The organism is Streptomyces sp. JHA26, assembly GCF_002005565.1.
Taxonomy (GTDB): Bacteria; Actinomycetota; Actinomycetes; order Streptomycetales; family Streptomycetaceae; genus Streptomyces.
Map to the genome: position 1 here is coordinate 60,320 of NZ_BDJC01000023.1, position 19,169 is coordinate 79,488.

General features: G+C 71.8%; 16 protein-coding genes. 4 read left to right on the forward strand and 12 right to left on the reverse strand.

Translation table 11 applies throughout. From position 1 onward, the window contains the following. Positions 1-2: 2 nt before the first annotated feature. From JHAT_RS16280 to JHAT_RS16290, 3 genes are all read right to left on the reverse strand, one after another. Entirely contained in the window at positions 3-341 is a 339-nt protein-coding gene (locus JHAT_RS16280) for a P-II family nitrogen regulator (RefSeq protein ID WP_077798901.1), read from the reverse strand. Further along, positions 338-1,669 (reverse strand): ammonium transporter, encoded by a 1,332-nt coding sequence (locus JHAT_RS16285; protein ID WP_077798902.1) that lies wholly within the window; start codon positions 1,667-1,669, stop codon positions 338-340. Before JHAT_RS16285 ends, JHAT_RS16280 begins: the two co-directional genes overlap by 4 nt. Before the next feature lie 356 nt (positions 1,670-2,025). Continuing rightward, positions 2,026-3,519 (reverse strand): hypothetical protein, encoded by a 1,494-nt coding sequence (locus tag JHAT_RS16290; protein ID WP_077798903.1) that lies wholly within the window; start codon positions 3,517-3,519, stop codon positions 2,026-2,028. A 456-nt stretch (positions 3,520-3,975) separates the two neighbouring features. On the opposite strand from JHAT_RS16290, the gene JHAT_RS16295 reads away from it, so the two are divergent. After that, complete coding sequence (locus JHAT_RS16295; protein WP_077798904.1) at positions 3,976-4,647, forward strand: bifunctional DNA primase/polymerase; 672 nt, start codon at positions 3,976-3,978, stop codon at positions 4,645-4,647. 114 nt (positions 4,648-4,761) lie between these two features. On the opposite strand, the gene ftsY is transcribed toward JHAT_RS16295, so the two are convergent. Further along, positions 4,762-5,976 (reverse strand): signal recognition particle-docking protein FtsY, encoded by a 1,215-nt coding sequence (gene ftsY / locus JHAT_RS16300; RefSeq protein WP_077798905.1) that lies wholly within the window; start codon positions 5,974-5,976, stop codon positions 4,762-4,764. A 174-nt stretch (positions 5,977-6,150) separates the two neighbouring features. Here ftsY and JHAT_RS16305 point away from each other — a divergent pair, with 174 nt between their 5' ends. Beyond that, the gene (locus JHAT_RS16305) at positions 6,151-7,602 is read left to right on the forward strand and encodes a cytosine permease (RefSeq protein ID WP_077798906.1); all 1,452 of its coding nucleotides are present in this window, start codon (positions 6,151-6,153) and stop codon (positions 7,600-7,602) included. Positions 7,603-8,345: 743 nt separating this feature from the next. Here the strand turns inward: JHAT_RS16305 and JHAT_RS16310 are convergent. The 4 genes from JHAT_RS16310 to JHAT_RS16325 all read right to left on the reverse strand — a co-directional run bounded on the left by JHAT_RS16310 (position 8,346) and on the right by JHAT_RS16325 (position 14,698). Continuing rightward, entirely contained in the window at positions 8,346-9,764 is a 1,419-nt protein-coding gene (locus tag JHAT_RS16310) for a sugar porter family MFS transporter (protein ID WP_077798907.1), read from the reverse strand. Between the two features lie 201 nt (positions 9,765-9,965). After that, positions 9,966-13,568 carry a chromosome segregation protein SMC gene (gene smc / locus JHAT_RS16315; RefSeq protein ID WP_077798908.1) on the reverse strand — a complete coding sequence of 1,201 codons (3,603 nt, stop codon included), beginning with the start codon at positions 13,566-13,568 and terminating at the stop codon, positions 9,966-9,968. A gap of 267 nt (positions 13,569-13,835) precedes the next feature. Beyond that, positions 13,836-14,048, reverse strand: coding sequence for a hypothetical protein (locus JHAT_RS16320; RefSeq protein WP_030188592.1), 213 nt, complete (start codon positions 14,046-14,048; stop codon positions 13,836-13,838). Positions 14,049-14,416: 368 nt separating this feature from the next. Beyond that, the gene (locus JHAT_RS16325; RefSeq protein WP_077798909.1) at positions 14,417-14,698 is read right to left on the reverse strand and encodes an acylphosphatase; all 282 of its coding nucleotides are present in this window, start codon (positions 14,696-14,698) and stop codon (positions 14,417-14,419) included. A 160-nt stretch (positions 14,699-14,858) separates the two neighbouring features. Between JHAT_RS16325 and JHAT_RS16330 the strand changes: the two genes are divergently transcribed. Together JHAT_RS16330 and JHAT_RS16335 are read left to right on the forward strand one after the other, a co-directional pair. Then, positions 14,859-16,040 (forward strand): CAP domain-containing protein, encoded by a 1,182-nt coding sequence (locus JHAT_RS16330; protein WP_077798910.1) that lies wholly within the window; start codon positions 14,859-14,861, stop codon positions 16,038-16,040. 73 nt (positions 16,041-16,113) lie between these two features. Next, positions 16,114-16,506 (forward strand): helix-turn-helix domain-containing protein, encoded by a 393-nt coding sequence (locus JHAT_RS16335; protein WP_171990920.1) that lies wholly within the window; start codon positions 16,114-16,116, stop codon positions 16,504-16,506. On the opposite strand, the gene mutM is transcribed toward JHAT_RS16335, so the two are convergent. From mutM to JHAT_RS16355, 4 genes are all read right to left on the reverse strand, one after another. Then, positions 16,503-17,363: a bifunctional DNA-formamidopyrimidine glycosylase/DNA-(apurinic or apyrimidinic site) lyase gene (gene mutM, locus JHAT_RS16340; RefSeq protein WP_077798912.1), complete on the reverse strand. Its 861-nt coding sequence runs from the start codon at positions 17,361-17,363 to the stop codon at positions 16,503-16,505. The genes JHAT_RS16335 and mutM overlap by 4 nt on opposite strands. Positions 17,364-17,442: 79 nt before the next feature. After that, positions 17,443-18,273 carry a ribonuclease III gene (rnc, locus tag JHAT_RS16345; RefSeq protein WP_171990921.1) on the reverse strand — a complete coding sequence of 277 codons (831 nt, stop codon included), beginning with the start codon at positions 18,271-18,273 and terminating at the stop codon, positions 17,443-17,445. A gap of 7 nt (positions 18,274-18,280) precedes the next feature. Beyond that, positions 18,281-18,454, reverse strand: coding sequence for a 50S ribosomal protein L32 (gene rpmF / locus JHAT_RS16350; protein WP_003951102.1), 174 nt, complete (start codon positions 18,452-18,454; stop codon positions 18,281-18,283). Between the two features lie 2 nt (positions 18,455-18,456). Further along, on the reverse strand, positions 18,457-19,101 hold the full coding sequence (locus JHAT_RS16355) for a DUF177 domain-containing protein (protein WP_077798914.1): 645 nt from the start codon (positions 19,099-19,101) through the stop codon (positions 18,457-18,459). Between the last annotated feature and the right edge of the window lie 68 nt (positions 19,102-19,169).

Consider the following 19,169-nt stretch of genomic DNA (forward strand, 5'->3'; position numbering starts at 1 on the left):
GTTCAGAGCGCGTCGGGGCCGCGCTCGCCGGTGCGGACCCGTACGGCCGTGTCGACCGGGACCGACCAGACCTTCCCGTCGCCGATCTTGCCGGTCCGGGCGGCCTTGACGATGACCTCGATCAGCTGGTCGGCGTCGTCGTCCTCGACGAGTACCTCGATGCGGACCTTCGGTACCAGGTCGACGGTGTACTCGGCGCCGCGGTAGACCTCGGTGTGGCCGCGCTGGCGGCCGTAGCCGCTGGCCTCGGTGACGGTGAGGCCGTGGACCCCGAAGGTCTGGAGGGCCTCCTTGATCTCGTCGAGCCGGTGCGGCTTGACGACGGCGGTGATGAGCTTCATGCGTCCACCTTCTTGCTCGGGGCCTGCGCGGCCGGTGCGGCGGTCCGGGCGGCGCCGCCGCCGGCGCCGCTGAAGTCGTAGGCGGTCTCGGCGTGCTCAGCCCGGTCGATGCCGCTCACCTCGTCGTCCTCGGGGACCCGCATGCCGATCGTCCGGTCCAGGGCGAACGCCAGGACCGCGGAGACGACCAGAGAGTAGGCGAGGACGGCGAAGACGCCGGCGCACTGCTTCCAGAGCTGGTCCAGTCCGCCCCCGTAGAACAGGCCCTGGACGTCGGACTGGCCCTTGCCGGTGGCGAAGAGGCCGACGAGCAGGGAGCCGGCGATGCCGCCGACGAGGTGGACGCCGACGACGTCGAGGGAGTCGTCGTAGCCGAGCCGGTACTTCAGGCCGACGGCCATGGCGCACAGCACACCGGCGATCGCACCGACGGCGATCGCGCCGAGCGGGGAGACGGCGCCGCCGGCCGGGGTGATGGCGACCAGGCCCGCGACGGCGCCGGAGGCGGCGCCCAGCGTGGTGCAGGCGCCGTGGCGGATCTTCTCGTAGGCGAGCCAGGCCAGCATGGCCGCGCCGGCGGCGACCTGGGTGTTGACGAACATCAGCGCGCCGACGCCGTCGTCGTTGCCGAGCCAGGAGCCCGCGTTGAAGCCGAACCAGCCGAACCACAGCAGGCCCGCGCCGAGCATGACCAGCGGCAGGCTGTGCGGGCGCATCGGGTCCTTCTTGAAGCCGATCCGCTTGCCGATGACGAGGATCACGCCGAGCGCCGCGGCACCGGCGTTGATGTGCACGGCCGTGCCGCCGGCGAAGTCGATCACGCCCAGTTCGAAGGCCCAGCCGCCCGCGCCCCAGACCCAGTGGGCGACCGGGAAGTAGACGACGGTGGCCCACAGGGCGATGAACAGCGCCCAGGCCGTGAACTTCACGCGGTCCGCGAGGGCGCCGCTGATGAGCGCGGGGGTGAGGACGGCGAACATCATCTGGAAGACCAGGAAGACGAAGACGGGGATGGTGTAGCCGTCCCACAGCTCGGTCAGGCCGATGTCGCTGAGGCCGACCCAGTCGGAGTTCCAGCCGATGATGCTGCCGGAGTCGGTCCCGAAGGCCATGGAGAAGCCGTACAACACCCACAGCACGGTGACGATGCCGAGGCTGATGAAGCTCATCATCAGCATGTTCAGAGTGCTCTTGACACGGACCATGCCCCCGTAGAAGAAGGCGAGGGCCGGGGTCATGAGCATCACCAGGGCGGAGCAGATGAGCATGAATCCCGTGTTGGCGGCGGAGAGCTGTGTCTCCGCGGCGAGCGTGATGGCTGGAGCCATCGGCGTCTCCTCGTCGTTGTACGGCCCCGTGCGGGCGAAGCCTGAGCGGCATGAGGGGTGGGTCGGTTATGCGCCATGAGATTGGCGCAGCGCCGTTTCGTTGGGCGCCCCACGTTGTTTCGCCACCGTGACGAAGGCGCCGTGCGTGTTACGCGTGAGTGAACAGCCGGGTCGCCGATCACCGCGATGCGGCCTTCCGGCGATCACCGCAACCGTCGAGCGAGCGCCCCCGCGGGAGCGGCGCCGGCCCGGGCGCAGAAGAAAGCCCGGCCGCGGCGGCCTTCCGAGTGACCTGGCATGGGGGAGCCGAGTCGGGCAGTTCGGGAGGGCCGGCCGCGGCCGGGGGCTGTGGGTGGTCAGACCGCTTCGGCGGTCTCGGGCAGTTCGGCGGCGAGCCGTGCGGTGAGGTCCGTGACCTCTGCCAGGTCACCGAAATCGCGTACGGCCGTGTCGACGGTCTTGCGGATGCGGGTGTTGACGCGTTCGGAGCGGACCTTCTTGGCGACGGCCATGGCCTCGGTGGCGAGGACGGTGCTCTCCTCGGGCTCGCGCCGCAGCAGGTGCACGGTGGCCATGCCGATCAGGTTGAGCGCGTAGGAACGCTGGTGTTCCTCGTCCTTGGCGAAGAGCTCCACGGCCCGCCGCATCAGCGGCTCGGCCAGGGAGGCGTAGGTGGGGCTGCGGCCGGCCACGTAGGCGAGGTCGCGGAAGGAGTGGCTGTTCTCGCCGTACAGCTCGGCCTCGGAGAAGAAGCGGATCCAGTCGGGGTCCGGCTCGTCCCACTCGTCGGCCTCGGTGAAGGTGTCCTCGGCCATGCGCACCGCCCGCTTGCAGCGGCCGGGCTGGCCCATGTTGGCGTAGGCGCGGGCCTCCATCGCGTACAGCATCGACTGGGTGCGCGGGCTGGCGCAGTCCCGGCTGCCGTACTGCGCGAGGTGGATCAGTTCCAGGGCGTCGTCGGGCCGGCCGAGGTGGATCATCTGGCGGCTCATGCTGGAGAGGATGTAGGAGCCGAGCGGCCGGTCGCCGGCCTCCTTGGCGGCGTGCAGGGCGAGGACGAAGTACTTCTGCGCGGTCGGCTGGAGTCCGACGTCGTACGACATCCAGCCGGCCAGTTCCGCGAGCTCGGCGGCGACCTTGAAGAGCTTGGCGCGGGTGGTCTCCGTCTGGGGTTCCTGGAGCAGGTCGGTCACCTCGTGCAGCTGGCCGACGACCGCCTTGCGGCGCAGGCCGCCACCGCACTGGGCGTCCCAGCGGCGGAACATCACGGCGGTGGACTCCAGCAGCTCCAGCTCCGGCCGGGACAGCCGGCCGCGCGCACGCGTGGCGGGTGCCGTGTCGCGTTCGGACGGGGAGGCCGGCGGCGAGGGGACGAGCCAGCGCTGCATGGGTTCGATGAGGGACGGGCCCGCGGAGAGGGCCAGCGAGCTCCCGAGGAAGCCGCGCCGCGCCAGCATCAGGTCGCTGCGCGAGAACTCGCTGAGCAGGGCCACGGTCTGCGGGCCCGTCCAGGGCAGGTCGACGCCGGTCACGGAGGGCGACGGGCGGGTGGCGCGCAGGCCCAGGTCCTCGACGGAGACGACGACGCCGAAGCGTTCGGAGAACAGCTCGGACAGGATCCGGGGGATCGGTTCGCGCGGGTTCTCGCCGTCGAGCCAGCGGCGTACGCGCGAGGTGTCCGTGGAGATGTGGTTGGCGCCCAGTTGGCGGGCCCGGCGGTTGACCTGCCGGGCGAGCTCGCCCTTGGACCAGCCGCTGCGCGCGAACCACGAGGTGAGCAGCTCGTTGGGGCGTTTGTCAGCGTGCGTCGCGCTACTCGCGCCCGTGCCGCCTTCGCCGTTGCCGCTCACTGGAACGCCCCCATCCCTGAGACCACCTGTCGCCGAGTGCGCCAAGCCTTATCAGAATGCCGGTGACCCGGCCCCTCCGTCCGGCGTACGCCACCCTCCGAACGGAATACCGAGTTGCCTCCGGCATACCCACAAGTGCATGTGCCCCAAGGCTCCATGCACACAAAGTAATACCACGATCACTGGCCCTGCCATGGTGATGCGGGAATCGCCACCATTCGCCACCCCTTCGGATGAACTACCGGTGGCCTGCGCACGATTCACTTGACACAGGCCGACCACGAGGTGGTGCAACGGTGCTCGTCGGGGCGCGCACCATCGGGCACGCCCCCCGGAATGCCTCCGGGCGCTGCCTGAAACGCACCGGACCGGGGAGTGGGAAACACAGAGGCAACTCAGAGTCACGTATGACGTCCGCTGCGTAACCGTCGCTGCGTCGGACCCGTTGGAGGGGGCATGGGCTTCACGATCGGCATCGGGACCAGTCGGGGCGCGCGCGACGTCCGGTCCGGCGCGCGCCGTCGCGGCCGCGCCTCGGAGGTCACCGCGGTGGCCGAGTTCACGGGACTGTGGGGCTGGGACGTGGTGCCGGGGGCGCGGGCCGCCGCGGGTGCCTGTTCCTGCGGCCGGCGCGACTGTCCGGCGCCGGGCGCGCATCCGCTGGTCTTCGCGCCCGAGCTGCCGGCCGGATCGACGCTGGACGAGGCGGGCGCGGCCTGGGCCGAGTTCCCGGGTGCCGCGGTGATGCTGCCGGTGGGGCGGACGTTCGACGTGATCGAGGTGGCCGAGGCCGCCGGGCGCCGGGCACTGGCGCGGCTGGAGCGCATGGGCCTGCCTCTGGGGCCGGTCGCGGCGACCCCCGAGGGCCGGGCCCACTTCTTCGTCGCCCCCGGTGCCGCCGCCGAGCTGCCCCGGCTGCTCTACCGCATGGGCTGGGACGATCCGGCTTCGCTCGACCTGCACGGGCTCGGCCCCGGTACGCACGTCACGGCCCCGCCCTCGGACCGCGGCGGTCTCGGCCCGGTGCGCTGGCTGCGTCCGCCGGCCCTCGACTCGGCGACGAAGCCGCCGGCGGCGCGGCTGCTGCTGGGCACGCTGGCGTACGTGGCCCACCGGTCTCGGGCGTAGGCCGGCGGGCCGCCCGGCCCCGGCACGCGCCCGGCACGGCGAAGCGCCCGTCCCCCGACTGCACCTCGGGGGCGGGCGCTTCTTCGCGTGCGCGCCGGCGCGGGCCGGCGGGTGTCACTCGCCGATGAGCGCGTCCACGAACGCCGCCGGCTCGAACGGCGCCAGGTCGTCGGGGCCCTCGCCGAGCCCGATCAGCTTGACCGGGACGCCCAGCTCGCGCTGGACCGCGATGACGATGCCGCCCTTGGCGGTGCCGTCCAGCTTGGTCAGGACGATGCCGGTGATGTTGACCACCTCGGCGAAGACACGGGCCTGGATCAGGCCGTTCTGGCCGGTGGTGGCGTCGAGCACCAGCAGCACCTCGTCGAGCGGGGCCTGCTTCTCCACCACGCGCTTGACCTTGCCGAGCTCGTCCATGAGGCCGGTCTTGGTGTGCAGGCGGCCGGCGGTGTCGATGAGCACCACGTCGGCGCCGACGTCCTTGCCCTCCTTGACCGCGTCGAAGGCGACGGAGGCGGGGTCGCCGCCCTCCGGGCCGCGCACGGTGTGGGCGCCGACCCGCTCGCCCCAGGTCTGCAGCTGGTCGGCGGCGGCCGCGCGGAAGGTGTCGGCGGCGCCGAGGACGACGCTGCGGCCGTCGGCGATCAGGACCCGGGCGAGCTTGCCGGTGGTGGTGGTCTTACCGGTGCCGTTGACGCCGACGACCATCACGATGCCGGGCTTGCCGGTGGCGGGCTCGGTCTTGACCTCGCGGTCCATGTCGGGGCCGACCAGCGTGATCAGCTCCTCGCGCAGCAGGCCGCGCAGCTCCTCGGGCGTGCGGGTGCCGAGCACCTTCACGCGCTCGCGCAGCCGCTCGACCAGCTCCTGGGTGGGCCGCACACCGACGTCGGCGGTGAGCAGCGTGTCCTCGACCTCCTCCCAGGTGTCCTCGTCGAGGTGCTCGCGGGAGAGCAGGGTGAGCAGGCCCTTCCCGAGGGCGTTCTGCGAGCGGGAGAGACGGGCGCGGAGGCGGACCAGACGGCCGGCGGTGGGCTCGGGGACCTCGATCTGCGGGATCTCGAGCTCTTCGACGACGGGCGGCTCCTCGACACCGACGGGAGCGGTGCCGCCGTCCGGGAGGTCGACCTCCTCTATCGTCCGGCGCGTTTCGTCGCGGGGCGTCTCGGCCTCTTCGCCGACGTGCGGCTCGGCCGGAGGGGCGGTGATGTCGGGCGTCGAGGGAGGTGGCGGAGGCAGCTGCTTCTTGCGGCGACTGCCCACGACCAGCCCGCCGAGCGCGCCGATCACGACCACGGCGATGACTACAGCAAGGATGAGGATTTCCATAACCCGACCAGTATCAGTCATGGGCTGCCGGGACACCCGATTGTGGCTTCCTCCAAGGGACAAAGGCCCCTGGAAGGACGGAGTCGGACCAAAGTACGATGGAAGAGGCCGCGTCAACGCGCGTAGAGTCCCGAACGCATTCTCTTCCACACGATCGAGGCACGGACCCCCCACATGAGCAAGACCGCCGAGACAGAAGGCGCCCTGGAGACCCGGGGCATCGAGCAGGTGCCCGACCACGAGCGCACCGCCCGGACCCGCGAGCTCTTCCCGACCTGGGTCGGCGCCAACATCAGCGTGCTGCTGCTCACCATGGGTGCGAGCCTCGTCGTGGCGTACCACCTGAACTTCTGGCAGGCCCTGGTCGTCGCGGCCGCCGCGCCCGCGGTGTCGTACGGCCTGGTGGGCCTGATCGGCATCGCCGGCAAGCGCGGCGGCGCCCCCGGCATGGCGCTGTCCCGGGCGGTCTTCGGTCAGCGGGGCAACCTGCTGCCCGGGGCGCTGATCTGGGTCGCCCGCTGGGGCTGGGAGACGATCAACGCGGTGACCGGCGCCTACGCCGTGCTGACCGTGCTGGACATCGTGTTCGGCATCGAGGCCAACAGCGTGCTGGACATGGTGACGCTGCTCGTCTTCGTCGTCGCGACGTTCGCGATCTCCGGACTGGGCATCAACGCCGTGCAGAAGTGCAACAAGTACGCGGCGTACCTCTTCGGCGCCTTCTCGGTGCTGGTGCTGGGCTACCTGGTCGTCGACACCGACTGGTCCGCGGTCTTCGACCGGTCCGCCGGTTCGGTGGCCGCGATGGTCACCGGCGTGGGGCTGATCGCGGCGGGCGGCGTGAGCTGGATCCCGTCCGCGCCGGACTTCACGCGGTACCTGCCGCGCACGGCCTCCTCGAAGGGGATCGTGGGGGTCACGGTCGGCGGTGCGGGGATCGTCGTGCTGCCGATGGTGCTGATGGGCGCGGTCATGGCGGTCTCCACGCCGGACCTGGCCTCGGCCGCCGACCCGGTCTCCTTCCTGGGCGAGATCCTGCCGACGTGGATCGCCGTGCCGTACCTGCTGATCGCGCTGATCGGCATGCTGCTGATCAACTCCATGTCGATGTACTCGGCGGGCTTCACCGCCCAGACCCTCGGCTTCAAGGTCCCGCGGCACTGGGCGGTCTCGGTGAACGCCGTGATCTCACTGGTCTTCGGCGGCGTGCTGATGCTGGTGGCGACCAGCTTCATGGGCTCCTTCATCGCCTTCCTGTCGCTGCTCGCGGTGGCCTTCTCCGCCTGGGTCGGCGTCTTCGGCGCGGACATGCTGCGCCGCAGGGAGTACGACGGCGAGGCGCTGGCCGACACCGGCCGCACCAGCGCCTACTGGTACCGGGGCGGCTTCTCCCCCGCCGCCGTCGCCGCCTGGGCGGTGGGCCTGGCCGCGGGCCTGATGTTCACGACGTCCGACTGGTTCACGGGTCCGCTCGCCACGAACAACGTCATCGGCGAGTACGGCCTCGGCTGGGTCGCCACGGTGGTGATCTCCGGGCTGCTGTACGCGGTGCTGCCGAAGCCGGCGGTGGTCGTCCCGGCGGCGCCCGTCGAGCGGGTCGAGCAGCCCGAGACGCTCGGCGTCTGACACCGCGTTCCCGCCCTCGTCCCCCTCCGCCCGCCCGGCGGAGGGGGACGTTCGCGTCGGCGGCGCCACCCGGTCCGCGACCGCCCACCGGTTCCCGGGCGGGGCCGCCCGGGGCCGGTGAGTGGTCGCCGTCCCGCCGGCGGACCGCTGTCCCGGCCTGGCGGGCGGTTGCCGTCCTCGCCGGGGCCGAGCGGGTCCTTCCAGCGCGCTCGCCGCCGAAGACCCGGCGGTCCGTCCCGCTCACCCCGCGCCGGGCCCTCCGGTCGGCCCCTCCCGCTCATCCTGTGCCGAACTCTCCGGTCGGCCCCTCACGCTCACCCCGCACCGAACTCTCCGGCAGGCCCCTCCCGCTCGCCCCGCGCCCGCCGGGCCCGGTTGTCCCTCCGCCGCCCGTGCCACCCCCCGGGGTGCCTCCCCTTCGCTCCCCCGCCGGGTCTTCGCTGACCCCACCCGTGCCGGCCGTGGACCGGGCCGGCTGTGGACGGTCCGGCCGTAGACGGTCCGGTCGAGGACGGCCCGTCGGCGGGGACGCCGCACCGTGCCGGTGCGGACGGCGGCCGGTCGGCCGGCCGCGCAGCCGGGTGCGTGCGCGCCGCCGTACGCGCGTCGCGACCCCGGCCCCCGGCACCGGACCGCAGAACGCCGCCGCCCCCGTCCGGAGGGGACCGGACGGGGGCGGCGGCACGATACGGGGAGAGGGGCAGCGGGGATTGGGCCCTTCCCCCCGAACTCGGGGAGGGCGGTCAGCCCATCTCCTCCAGGGCCTTGCCCTTCGTCTCCTTCACGTACTTCAGCACGAACGGGATGGAGAGCGCGGCGAAGATCGTGTAGATCACGTAGGTGGCGGACAGGTTCCAGTCGGCCAGCGACGGGAAGCTCGCGGTGATCGCCCAGTTGGCGATCCACTGCGCGGACGCGGCCACGCCCAGGGCGGCGGCGCGGATCCGGTTCGGGAACATCTCGCCGAGGAAGACCCACACGACCACGCCCCAGGACAGGGCGAAGAACAGGACGAACACGTGGGCGGCGATCAGGGCGACCCAGCCCTGGGTGGCCGGGAGCTTGCCGTCGACCAGGTCGAAGGAGAAGGCCCAGGCCTCCAGCGCCAGACCGATCACCATGCCGACGGAGCCGATGAGGGCGAGCGGCTTGCGGCCGACGCGGTCCACGAAGATCATCGCGATCACGGTGCCGATGATGTTGATGATCGACGTCGTGAACGAGTAGAAGAACGAGTCCGTCGGGTCGACGCCGACCGACTGCCACAGCGTCGAGGAGTAGTAGAACGCGACGTTGATGCCGACGAACTGCTGGAAGACCGACAGGCCGATGCCGATCCAGACGATCGGCTTGAAGAAGAAGCTGCCGCCGAGGAGGTCCTTGAAGGAGGACTTCTCCTCGCTGTGCATGGCGTGTTCGATCTCGGCGACGCGGGCGTCGAGGTCCACGTCCTTGCCCTCGACCTCTTCGAGGATCTGCTTGGCACGCTGGTGCTTGCCCACGGAGATCAGGAAGCGGGGCGACTCGGGGATGGCGAAGGACAGCAGGCCGTACAGGACGGCCGGGATCACCATGACGCCGAGCATGACCTGCCAGGCCTCCAGGCCCATCAGCTCGCCGCGCTGGTCACCGCCGGCGGCGTTGAGCAGGCCCCAGTTGACCAGCTGCGAGACGGCGATGCCGATGACGATCGCGGCCTGCTGGAAGGAGCCGAGCCGGCCGCGGTAGGCGGGCGGGGAGACCTCGGCGATGTAGGCGGGGCCGATCACCGAGGCCATGCCGATGGCGAAGCCGCCGATGATGCGCCACATGGCGAGGTCCCACAGCGCGAAGGGCAGGGCCGAGCCGATGGCGCTGACGGTGAACAGGATGGCGGCGATCTGCATGCAGCGGATGCGGCCGATGCGGTCGGCGATGCGTCCGGCGGTCGCGGCGCCGATGGCGCAGCCGATCAGCGCGACGGCGATGACCTGGGCCAGCAACGCGGAGCCGACGTCGTAGCGGTCCCGGATGGCCTCGACGGCGCCGTTGATGACGGAGCTGTCGTAGCCGAAGAGGAAACCGCCCATCGCGGCCGCCGCCGCGATGAAGATGACGTGCCCGAGATGATCGGGATGAGCCGTCCTGGCTCCTGGATTGGGTGCCTGCGCTGTGCTGGCCACGTGTACTCCTCGGGCTTCCGGCAACGCTGCCGGGGCGGTTCGCCTTCGAGGTGCCACCAAAGGAACCTGAAGGTAAAAGCAACGTTGCAGAGACTATGCCTTCAAGTTTCGAAGTCAATAGGGCAAGAGATGTGAGTTATCCGATGCCCTCGACATCGATGTGTTCAACAGTTGAAGCTCACGTGCCCGGCTCGTGACGTCCTACACAGGCTCGCGCAGGCGCTGACCGATGACCTTCGACACGCCGTCGCCCTGCATGGAGACGCCGTACAGCGCGTCGGCGACCTCCATCGTCCGCTTCTGGTGCGTGATGACGATCAGCTGCGAGGTCTCCCGCAGCTCCTGCATGAGCCGGATCAGCCGCTGCAGGTTGGTGTCGTCGAGCGCCGCCTCGACCTCGTCCATGACGTAGAACGGGCTGGGCCGCGCCTTGAAGATCGACACGAGCAGCGCCACGGCGGTCAGCGAGCGCTCCCCGCCCGAGAGCAGCGAGAGCCGCTTGACCTTCTTGCCCGGTGGCCGCGCCTCGACGTCCACACCCGTGGTGAGCATGTTGTCGGGGTCGGTCAGCACCAGGCGTCCCTCACCGCCGGGGAAGAGCCGGCCGAACACGCCCTCGAACTCCCGGGCCGTGTCCCGGAAGGCCTCCGTGAAGACCTGTTCGACGCGTTCGTCGACCTCCTTGACGACCCGGAGCAGGTCGGCGCGGGTCTTCTTCAGGTCCTCGAGCTGCTCGCTGAGGAATTGGTGCCGCTCCTCCAGCGCCGCGAACTCCTCCAGGGCCAGGGGATTGACCTTGCCGAGCTGCTGGTACGCCCGTTCGGCAGCCTTCAGCCGCTTCTCCTGCTCGGCCCGTACGAAGGGCCGGGGGCGGTTGCGGGGATCCTCCCCCGCGGTGGAGCCGCTGTCGGATTCGGCCTCCGGGGGCTGCTCGCCCTCGGCGGGGGGCGAGGGCGGCACCAGTTGATGCGGCCCGTACTCGGCCTCGAGCCCCGCCGGTTCCACACCGAGTTCCTCCAGCGCCTTGGTCTCCAGCTGCTCGATGCGCAGCCGCTTCTCGGCGCCGAGTACCTCGCCCCGGTGAACTGAATCCGTCAACTTGTCCAGCTCGGCCTTGAGGTCGCGCCCCGCGGTGCGCGCGGCGGTCAGTTCCTGCTCGCGCCGGGCCTTGACGGCCTCGGCGGCGGTGCGCTCCTCGTCGGCGCGGACCAGGGAGACCTCGACGTGCGCCAGCAGTTGCCGGGCGCCCTCGGCGACGGCTCCGGCGACGGCCGCCTCGTGCCGCAACCGCGCGCGCCGCTGCTCGGCACGTGCGCGTGCCTCGCGTTCGGCGCGGGCGGCCCGGTCGAGGGAGTCGGCACGTCCGGCGAGCGCCTTGACCCGCTCCTCGTGCGTACGGGCCTGGAGGCGGGCCTCCATCTCGGTCTGCCGCGCGTTGGCGCCGTCGGCGGCGAGCCGGTCGCGGACGGAGGTGTCGGGTTCCTCCTCTCCCCCTTCCCCGAAGGGAGCGCTCTCCTCCGCGACCGCGAGCCGCTCGGCCAGTTCCTCGACCTCCATGAGCGCCCTGTCCAGCGCCTCCTGCGCCCGCTCCGCCGCGGCGGCGGACCGCTCGGCCTCACCGGCCGCGCCCCGCGCCTGTCCGGCGAGCCGCCCCAACTGCTGGGCGACGGACGACTTCTCCCGCTCGGCGGCCCGGCGCCGCTCCCCCAGCTCCTCGACGAGCGCGGCACACTCCCGGCGCCGTTCGACGGCCGCCTCCTGCGCCTCGGCCAGCTCCGCGCACCGCACGTCCAGCTCCGCCAGCTCGGCGGCGGCCTCGTCCACGGACGCCTGCACCTCCAGCAGGCTGGGCGCCCCGGCCGACCCGCCCTGTGCGAAGTGGGCCCCCAGCAGGTCGCCCTCGGCCGTGACGGCGGTCAGTCCGGGGTGGGCGTGGACGAGGTCCTCGGCCTCCTCCAGGGTGTCGACGACGACGGTCCCGCGCAGCAGCCGCCGCACGGCGGGCATCAGGTCGTCGGGCCCTTGGACGAGGTCGGCGGCGTACGGCGGTCCGTCGCCCCGCGGCTCGTACGGCACGTCGTCGGGGGCGCCGGCGAGCAGCAGCGCGGCGCGGCCCGCGTCCTGCTTGCGCAGGTGCCGGATCGCGTCGGCGGCGGCCGCCGGGGACGCCGCCACCAGGGCGTCGGCGGCGGCCGCGAAGGCGGCGGCCAGGGCGATCTCGTGGCCCGGCGCCACGGTGAGCAGTCCGGCGGCGGGGCCGAGCAGTCCGCCGAGGCCGTCCCGCGCGGCGAGCAGCGCACCGGTACCGTCCTTGCGGCGCAGGCCCAGGGCGAGGGCGTCGTGGCGGGCCCGCGTCGCCGCGCGCTCGCGCTCCGCCGCGGTGGCCGCCTCGCGGGCGGCGTTCCGGGCGGCCTCCGCCTCGGCCAGCCGGCGCTTGGCGGCCTCGTGCCGCTCGGCGAGTTCCTGGTCCCCGGCGTCGAGTCCGTCGACCTCGGCCCGGAGCGCCTCGTACTCCTCCTGGGCGGCGGCGGCGCGTTCCCGGGACTCGTCCCGGGCGGCGACCAGCCGCTCGACCTCCGCCTGGGCGGAGGCGGCACGGGAACGGGCGGCACCGACCTGGCCGCTGAGCCGGGCGAGCCCCTCGCGGCGGTCGGCGATGGCGCGGGCGACGTCCTTGAGGCGGCGCTCCTCCAGGGCCAGCTCGCGTTCGAGGTCGGCGCGGTGGGCGACCGTGTCCTCCAGGGCGCGCTCGGCCGCCTCCAGGGCCGCCTCCAGCTCGGCCTCCTGCTCGCGCACGCGGGCGGCCTCGCGCTCCAGGTCCTCCGGATCCCGGCCGCGCCGCTCCTCGGGCGGCGCGGAGGTGGCGCTCTTCACGCGGGCGTCGGCCAGCGAGATCGTGCCGCGCACCCGCTCCGCGAGCTGGGACAGCTCGTACCAGGTCTGCTGGGCCCGCTGCAGGCGCGGGGCGAGCCGGCGCACCTCGTCCTCCAGGTCCGCCTCCCGCCGCAGCGCCTTGCCCAGCTCCCGTTCGGCGGCCTCCTTGCGCTCCTTCAGGGCGGCCTCGTCGGCGATCTCGGCCCGGAGCGCCTCGCGCAGCCGTACGAGGTCGTCGGCGAGGAGCCTGAGCCGGGCGTCGCGCAGGTCGGCCTGGATGACGGCGGCCCTTCTCGCCACCGCCGCCTGCCGGCCGAGCGGCTTGAGCTGGCGCCGCAGTTCGTCGGTGAGGTCCTGTACGCGGGCGAGGTTGGCCTGCATCGCGTCCAGTTTCCTGAGCGCCTTCTCCTTGCGCTTGCGGTGCTTGAGGACGCCCGCGGCCTCCTCGATGAAGGCGCGGCGGCCCGTGGGGTCTGCGTGCAGGACGGAGTCGAGCCGGCCCTGGCCGACGATGACGTGCATCTCGCGGCCGATGCCGGAGTCGGAGAGCAGTTCCTGGATGTCGAGCAGGCGGCAGGTGTCGCCGTTGATCTGGTACTCGCTGCCTCCGTTGCGGAACATGATCCGCGTGATGGTGACCTCGGCGTACTCGATGGGCAGGGCCCCGTCGGAGTTGTCGATGGTGAGGGACACCTCGGCGCGGCCCAGCGGCGGTCGGCCGGTGGTGCCCGCGAAGATGACGTCCTCCATCTTGCCGCCGCGCAGCGACTTGGCGCCTTGTTCGCCCATCACCCAGCTGAGCGCGTCCACGACGTTGGACTTGCCCGATCCGTTGGGGCCGACGACGCAGGTGATGCCGGGCTCGAACCGGAACGTGGTCGCCGAGGCGAACGACTTGAACCCGCGGAGGGTCAGGGCCTTCAGGTGCACGCCGCCGGACTCTACCTTTCGGGGGTGTCCCCCTTCATGAACCGGTGAACCGACGCGGTTTCACGGATGAACATGCAGGGCACATCAGACGTTGAAGAGAGTGAAAGGATGCACGGGGGAAGGGTCGGGCCGGGCAGGAGCCGCGGACGGGACGGACGGGCGGGGGAAAGAAAGAAGGGACGCCGAAGCGTCCCTTGCAACTCAGACAACTGAGCGGTTGTACGGGCGGCCCAACCACTGCTGTGCCGTCGTGGAGCGATGCAGTGATCAGGTGAGCGCAGGCTCCGCCTGGTGTGCGTCAACGCTCTCCATGCTCTCCATGATCCTGTCGTGAGAAGCGGCAGCCGCCAACGCGTCCTTCTCCGCCTGGATCCGTCCGAGCTCGGATTCCAGGTCCTGGACGCGCTGCTGGAGCCGTCGCATCTCGGCGAGGAGTCGAGGGTCGGAGCCGCCGACGTAACCGAGAAGCGCCTTTGCCATGATGGATGGTCCTCCACAATGAGTGACCGACCGAAGCGGTGTGGGTCGTGAGGGATTCGCACCCGCGGTGCTTGGCACTCTTCAGTTTTTACTGCCGTTCAACCATGCCAAACAGCTAAGGTGCGCGGGGCTTTCAGCGTCTCACCAAAAAGTTTGACGGTCAACACGATCACGCCCCGTATTGACGGGTGCCCGGGGCGCGCGGCCGGGAAACGGCGGCGCGGCGACTCCTGCGGGCCCCTGGGGGCGTGGCGATCATCCTGGGTGAGGAGCCTGCCACGAGGTCGGCGTTCTCCGCAACCACCTGCTCGTTCTCCTTCCCCCGCCCCCTCGCTCCGGGCGCCGGGCCGGCTCCGCGCGGTGCCGCGTCAGCGGATGGCGAAGCCCTCGTAGCCGCCGCGGGGTGTGGCCCAGATCTCGGTGACGCCGTCCACGCGTCCGGGCGTGTCGCCGGCCCGCAGCCAGTCGAGGAGCCCCTCGCACCGCTCGCGCGGGCCTTCCGCGACCACCTGGACACGCCCGTCGGCCAGATTGAGAGCAAAACCACTCACATCGCCGAGTTCCAGCGCCCTGGCCCGCGTGAACCAGCGGAAACCCACGCCCTGGACCTGCCCGCGCACCCACGCGACCAGCCGTACATCCTCGCTCATGAGTGCAACCTAACCAGTCAATGTCTCTCCGGGCACTTCACCCCCTGACACCATGCGGTACCGTCCCCACCCAATGAATCCCATCTGAAACTCACCCGTTCGTGTGAGTACTGGGTGAACGCCAGGACACGTCGACCGTGAGGACGAGGAAGGCCAGGACATGGGACGCCACCGACGCTCCGCCGCCGGCCGCGCCGCCACCGGCCGCGCCGCGGAGGGCCGCCGGACGGACGGCTCCGCGGAACAGGGCCGGCACCCGACGGTCCCGGGCCGGGACGTCCGTCCCACGATGGGCATCGCGCCCTACCTGAACCCCGAGGCGTACGCCGAGACCCTCGCGAAGAGCGACGCCTACCTGTTCGGGCCGGACGACCGGGACGGCGAGGGCCACCCGGGCGCGGGCCGCACGGTCCCCTTCCCCAGCGAGGGCTTCACCCCGGACGACGGTCCGCGGCGCGCGGGTTCGCGGCGCCGCGGGAGCCGGCGGAAGAAGGCCGTCGCGCCGGTCCGCACGGGGCTGCTCGGCGTCTCCGCCGCGGTCGCGCTCGGCACGGTCGTCATGGCCACGGGTGCGGTGCCCGGCCTCGACGACTACCGCTTCGGCGGTGTCGGCGGTGGCGACCGGGTGCAGTCGGCCGACGTCCCGACCAACAACCCGGCCGAGCAGGGCGGTGCCTACGGCAGCGCGGACACCGGCCCCGACGGCGGCGCGTCCGCGAACCGTGGCACCGGCCGCTCCGCCCCGCCCTCCGCCCCCGCGCCCTCCTCCTCCTCGCCCTCGGCCTCCGCCTCCGCCTCCCCGTCGACGTCGGCATCGGCATCGGCATCGGCCGCGCCGACCGGGACGCCGACGAAGACGCGGGAGCCCGAGGCGTCCACGCCCAGCCGGAAGCAGCCCGCGCCGTCGCGCACGGCCACGGAGGCGCCGGAGCGGACCGGTGCCCCCGCCGGCTCCGTGACCGAGCAGGCCGCGGCCGAGGCCCAGGTGCTCGAACTCGTCAACGACGAGCGGGCCGAGGCGGGCTGCAGTCCGGTGGCCGCGAACAGCGCGCTGCGCGAACTGGCCGAGGACTTCAGCGCGACCATGGCGGCACAGGACTTCTTCGACCACACCGACCCCGCCGGCGCCACGCCGTGGGACCGGGCCGAGGCGGTGGGGATAGGCAACCTCGGCGGCGAGAACATAGCCCGCGGACAGGCCGACGCCCAGGCCGTGATGGACGCCTGGATGGACAGCCCGGGGCACAAGGCCAACATCCTGAACTGCGACTTCCGGACCCTGGGCGTCGGCGTCCACTTCGGCCCGGGCGGTCCGTGGTGGACACAGGACTTCGGCTACTGAGCGACGCGCCGGGGCGCTGTCGCGGGGGCGGCGCGTTCTGCGGGGTGGCGCTGTGCTCACGTACGCTGGGGACATGTCGACCACGCAGGAGCGCACGGAGGAACAGGACCTCCCCTACGACGTGTTCTCCCGGGCGTGTCCCTCGCGCGACACCCTGGAGCACGTCACGGGACGCTGGGGCGCGCTGACGCTCGGCGCGCTGTACGAGGGGTCCTTCCGCTTCAACGAACTGCGGCGCCGTGTCGACGGCGTGAGCGAGAAGATGCTGTCCCAGACCCTGCACGCGCTGGAGCGCGACGGTCTGGTGCACCGCGAGGCCCAGCCCACCAACCCGCCCCGCGTGGACTACGAACTCACCCCGCCGGGACGCGAGGTGGCCGGGCGGCTGATCGCGCTCATCCAGTGCCTGGAGGGGCACATGGACGAGGTGCTCGCGTCACGTGAGCGCTACGACGCCCGGAACTAGGACGCCGCGCGCGGCGGGCGCTGGCACTTCGGGCAGAAGTAGCTGGAGCGGTTCATCCACGGCCGACGGCGCATCGGCGTCGCGCAGCGGCGGCAGGGCAGGCCCTCGCGGCCGTACGCGTCGAGCGAGCGGTCGAAGTAGCCGGACTCCCCGTTGACGTTGACGTACAGGCTGTCGAAGCTGGTGCCGCCGACGGCGAGGGCCGCGTTCATCACGTCCCGGACGTGGCCGAGGAGTTCGGCGGTGCGGGGCCGGGTGAGGGTGGCCGTCGGACGTTCGTAGTGCAGGCGGGAGCGCCACAGGGCCTCGTCCGCGTAGATGTTGCCGACGCCGCTGATCAGGGACTGGTCGAGCAGGGCCCGTTTGACGGTGGTGCGCTTGCGGCGCAGGGCCAGGTGGAACGCCTCGTCGTCGAAGAGCGGGTCGAGGGGGTCGCGGGCGATGTGCCCGATGACGTCGGGCAGTCCGTCCGCGGTGGTGTCGTGCAGGGACAGGCCGCCGAAGGTGCGCTGGTCGACGAAGCGGAGTTCGGTGCCGAGTCCGTCGGCGAAGCGGACGCGGATGCGCAGGTGCTTCTCGTCCGGTGCCTCGTGCGGCTGGACCAGGAGTTGGCCGCTCATGCCGAGGTGGGCGAGGACCGCCTGGCCGGTGTCCTCCAGGGGCAGCCACAGGTACTTGCCGCGGCGGCTGGGCGTGCCGATGCGGTGCCCCTTCAGGCGCTGGGCGAAGTCGTCGCCGCCGGCGACGTGCCGACGCACGGCACGCGGGTGCAGGACTTCGGCGTCGGCGACGGTCCGGTGGGCGACCCAGCGTTCCAGGCCGCGCCGTACGACTTCGACCTCGGGCAACTCGGGCATGACTTCCCCTCGGGCGGTCCGGTGGACGGCCCGACGCGCCCGGTGCTGGGGCGGGCGCTCGGGTCGTGCTGTGCTGTGGTCAGGCGGATGCCGACGGCACGTCGGTGTTCGGCTCGGTGACGACGTCCGCGGCCGACGGGGTGTCCGTGGCCTTGGCGCGTTCGTCCGCCGCGGCGCGGATGGACCGCCACGCGGATTCCGCGGCCTGCTGCTCCGCCTCCTTCTTGCTGCGGCCGGTGCCGGTGCCGTACGAGACGCCTCCGACGCGGGCGGCAGCAGTGAAGGTCTTCTCGTGGTCCGGGCCGGTCTCCGTGACCAGGTACTCGGGGACGCCGAGTCCTTCGGTCGCGGTGAGTTCCTGGAGGCTGGTCTTCCAGTCCAGGCCGGCACCGAGGTTGGAGGACTTCTCGATCAGCGGGTCGAACAGGCGGTGCACCAGTTCGGAGGCCGCGTCGAGGCCCTGGTCGAGATAGACCGCGCCGATCACCGCTTCGAGGGTGTCGGCGAGGATGGACGCCTTGTCCCGGCCGCCCGTGCCCTCTTCACCGCGGCCGAGCCGGATGAAGGAACCGAGGTCGAGCCCGCGGCCCACCTCCGCCAGCGCACGCGAGTTGACCACCGCGGCCCGCAACTTGGCCAGCTGGCCCTCGGGCAGGTCGGGGTGGGTGCGGTACAGCGTGTCCGTGACGACGAGGCCGAGGACGGAGTCACCGAGGAACTCCAGCCGCTCGTTCGTCGGCAGACCGCCGTTCTCGTACGCGTAGGAACGGTGGGTCAGCGCACGCACCAGAAGGGCGGACTCGAGCTGATAGCCGAGCCGCCCTTCCAGAAGCGTGTGGGACGAGGCCTGGGTGTCCGCCTTCTTCTTGGCGTCTTCCGCCTTCTTGGGGACTGACACAGTGCCTCTCACCAGCCGCTCAGACCTCGAGGACCTGGCGCTTGTTGTAAGTGCCGCAAGACGGGCACGCGATGTGCTGCTGCTTGGGCTCGTGGCAGCGCTCGCACGCAACCAGGGTGGGGACCGCAGCCTTCCACTGCGACCGGCGGTGGCGCGTGTTGCTGCGCGACATCTTCCGCTTCGGAACAGCCACGGCTACTTCTCCTGCTTCTCGTCGACGCCCGGTTCGGCGCCGCTCATCTCGTCCTTCTCGCCGTCTTCGAGTGAACCGGCGAGTCCCTGCAAAGCCGCCCAACGGATGTCGACGGCGTCATGGTGGTGGTCCGGGTCGTCCGCCAGGCGTGCTCCGCACTCGGAGCACAGACCCGGGCAGTCTTCCTGGCACACCGGCTGCATCGGCAGTGCGAGCACCACCGCATCGCGCAGCACGGGTTCGAGGTCGATCAGGCCGTCCTCGACGAAGAGCCTGTCCTCGTCTTCCTCGGCGTCGTCGGCCGGTTCCGCCTTCACGCGGCCCCGGTCGTCGGCGTCAGGGTACGAGAACATCTCCTGGAAGTCCGCTTCGAGCTGCTGCTCCAGCGGCTCCAGACACCTTACGCACTCCCCCTCGGCCTTGGCACGGGCGGTGCCTGTGACGAGCACCCCTTCCATGACCGACTCGAGCCGGAGCTCGAGCTCCACCGGGGCGCCTTCCGGCACTCCGATGACTCCCGCGACACCGAGGTCCCGGGGAGCGTCGATCGTGCGGTTCAAGCGCTGCAGCGCACCAGGACGCCGTCCCAGCTCGTGCGTGTCGAACACGAGAGGGTTCCGGTGGTCGAGGCGGGCGTTCAGAGCCATTCCTGCTTTCGATCTTCGAGCTGAGGGAACGCCGCCCTGCGGTGTCCCCGGGCAGCGTTGATCGCGGA

Excerpts from the sequence above, each read along its gene's own strand:
- JHAT_RS16330 (WP_077798910.1), top strand. The coding sequence starts at position 14,859 with ATGGGACGCCACCGACGCTCCGCCGCCGGCCGCGCCGCCACCGGCCGC.
- mutM (WP_077798912.1), bottom strand. The coding sequence starts at position 17,363 with ATGCCCGAGTTGCCCGAGGTCGAAGTCGTACGGCGCGGCCTGGAACGC.
- JHAT_RS16320 (WP_030188592.1), bottom strand. The coding sequence starts at position 14,048 with ATGGCAAAGGCGCTTCTCGGTTACGTCGGCGGCTCCGACCCTCGACTC.
- JHAT_RS16335 (WP_171990920.1), top strand. The coding sequence starts at position 16,114 with ATGTCGACCACGCAGGAGCGCACGGAGGAACAGGACCTCCCCTACGAC.
- JHAT_RS16305 (WP_077798906.1), top strand. The coding sequence starts at position 6,151 with ATGAGCAAGACCGCCGAGACAGAAGGCGCCCTGGAGACCCGGGGCATC.
- JHAT_RS16280 (WP_077798901.1), bottom strand. The coding sequence starts at position 341 with ATGAAGCTCATCACCGCCGTCGTCAAGCCGCACCGGCTCGACGAGATC.
- JHAT_RS16325 (WP_077798909.1), bottom strand. The coding sequence starts at position 14,698 with ATGAGCGAGGATGTACGGCTGGTCGCGTGGGTGCGCGGGCAGGTCCAG.
- JHAT_RS16285 (WP_077798902.1), bottom strand. The coding sequence starts at position 1,669 with ATGGCTCCAGCCATCACGCTCGCCGCGGAGACACAGCTCTCCGCCGCC.
- ftsY (WP_077798905.1), bottom strand. The coding sequence starts at position 5,976 with ATGGAAATCCTCATCCTTGCTGTAGTCATCGCCGTGGTCGTGATCGGC.
- JHAT_RS16295 (WP_077798904.1), top strand. The coding sequence starts at position 3,976 with ATGGGCTTCACGATCGGCATCGGGACCAGTCGGGGCGCGCGCGACGTC.
- JHAT_RS16355 (WP_077798914.1), bottom strand. The coding sequence starts at position 19,101 with ATGGCTCTGAACGCCCGCCTCGACCACCGGAACCCTCTCGTGTTCGAC.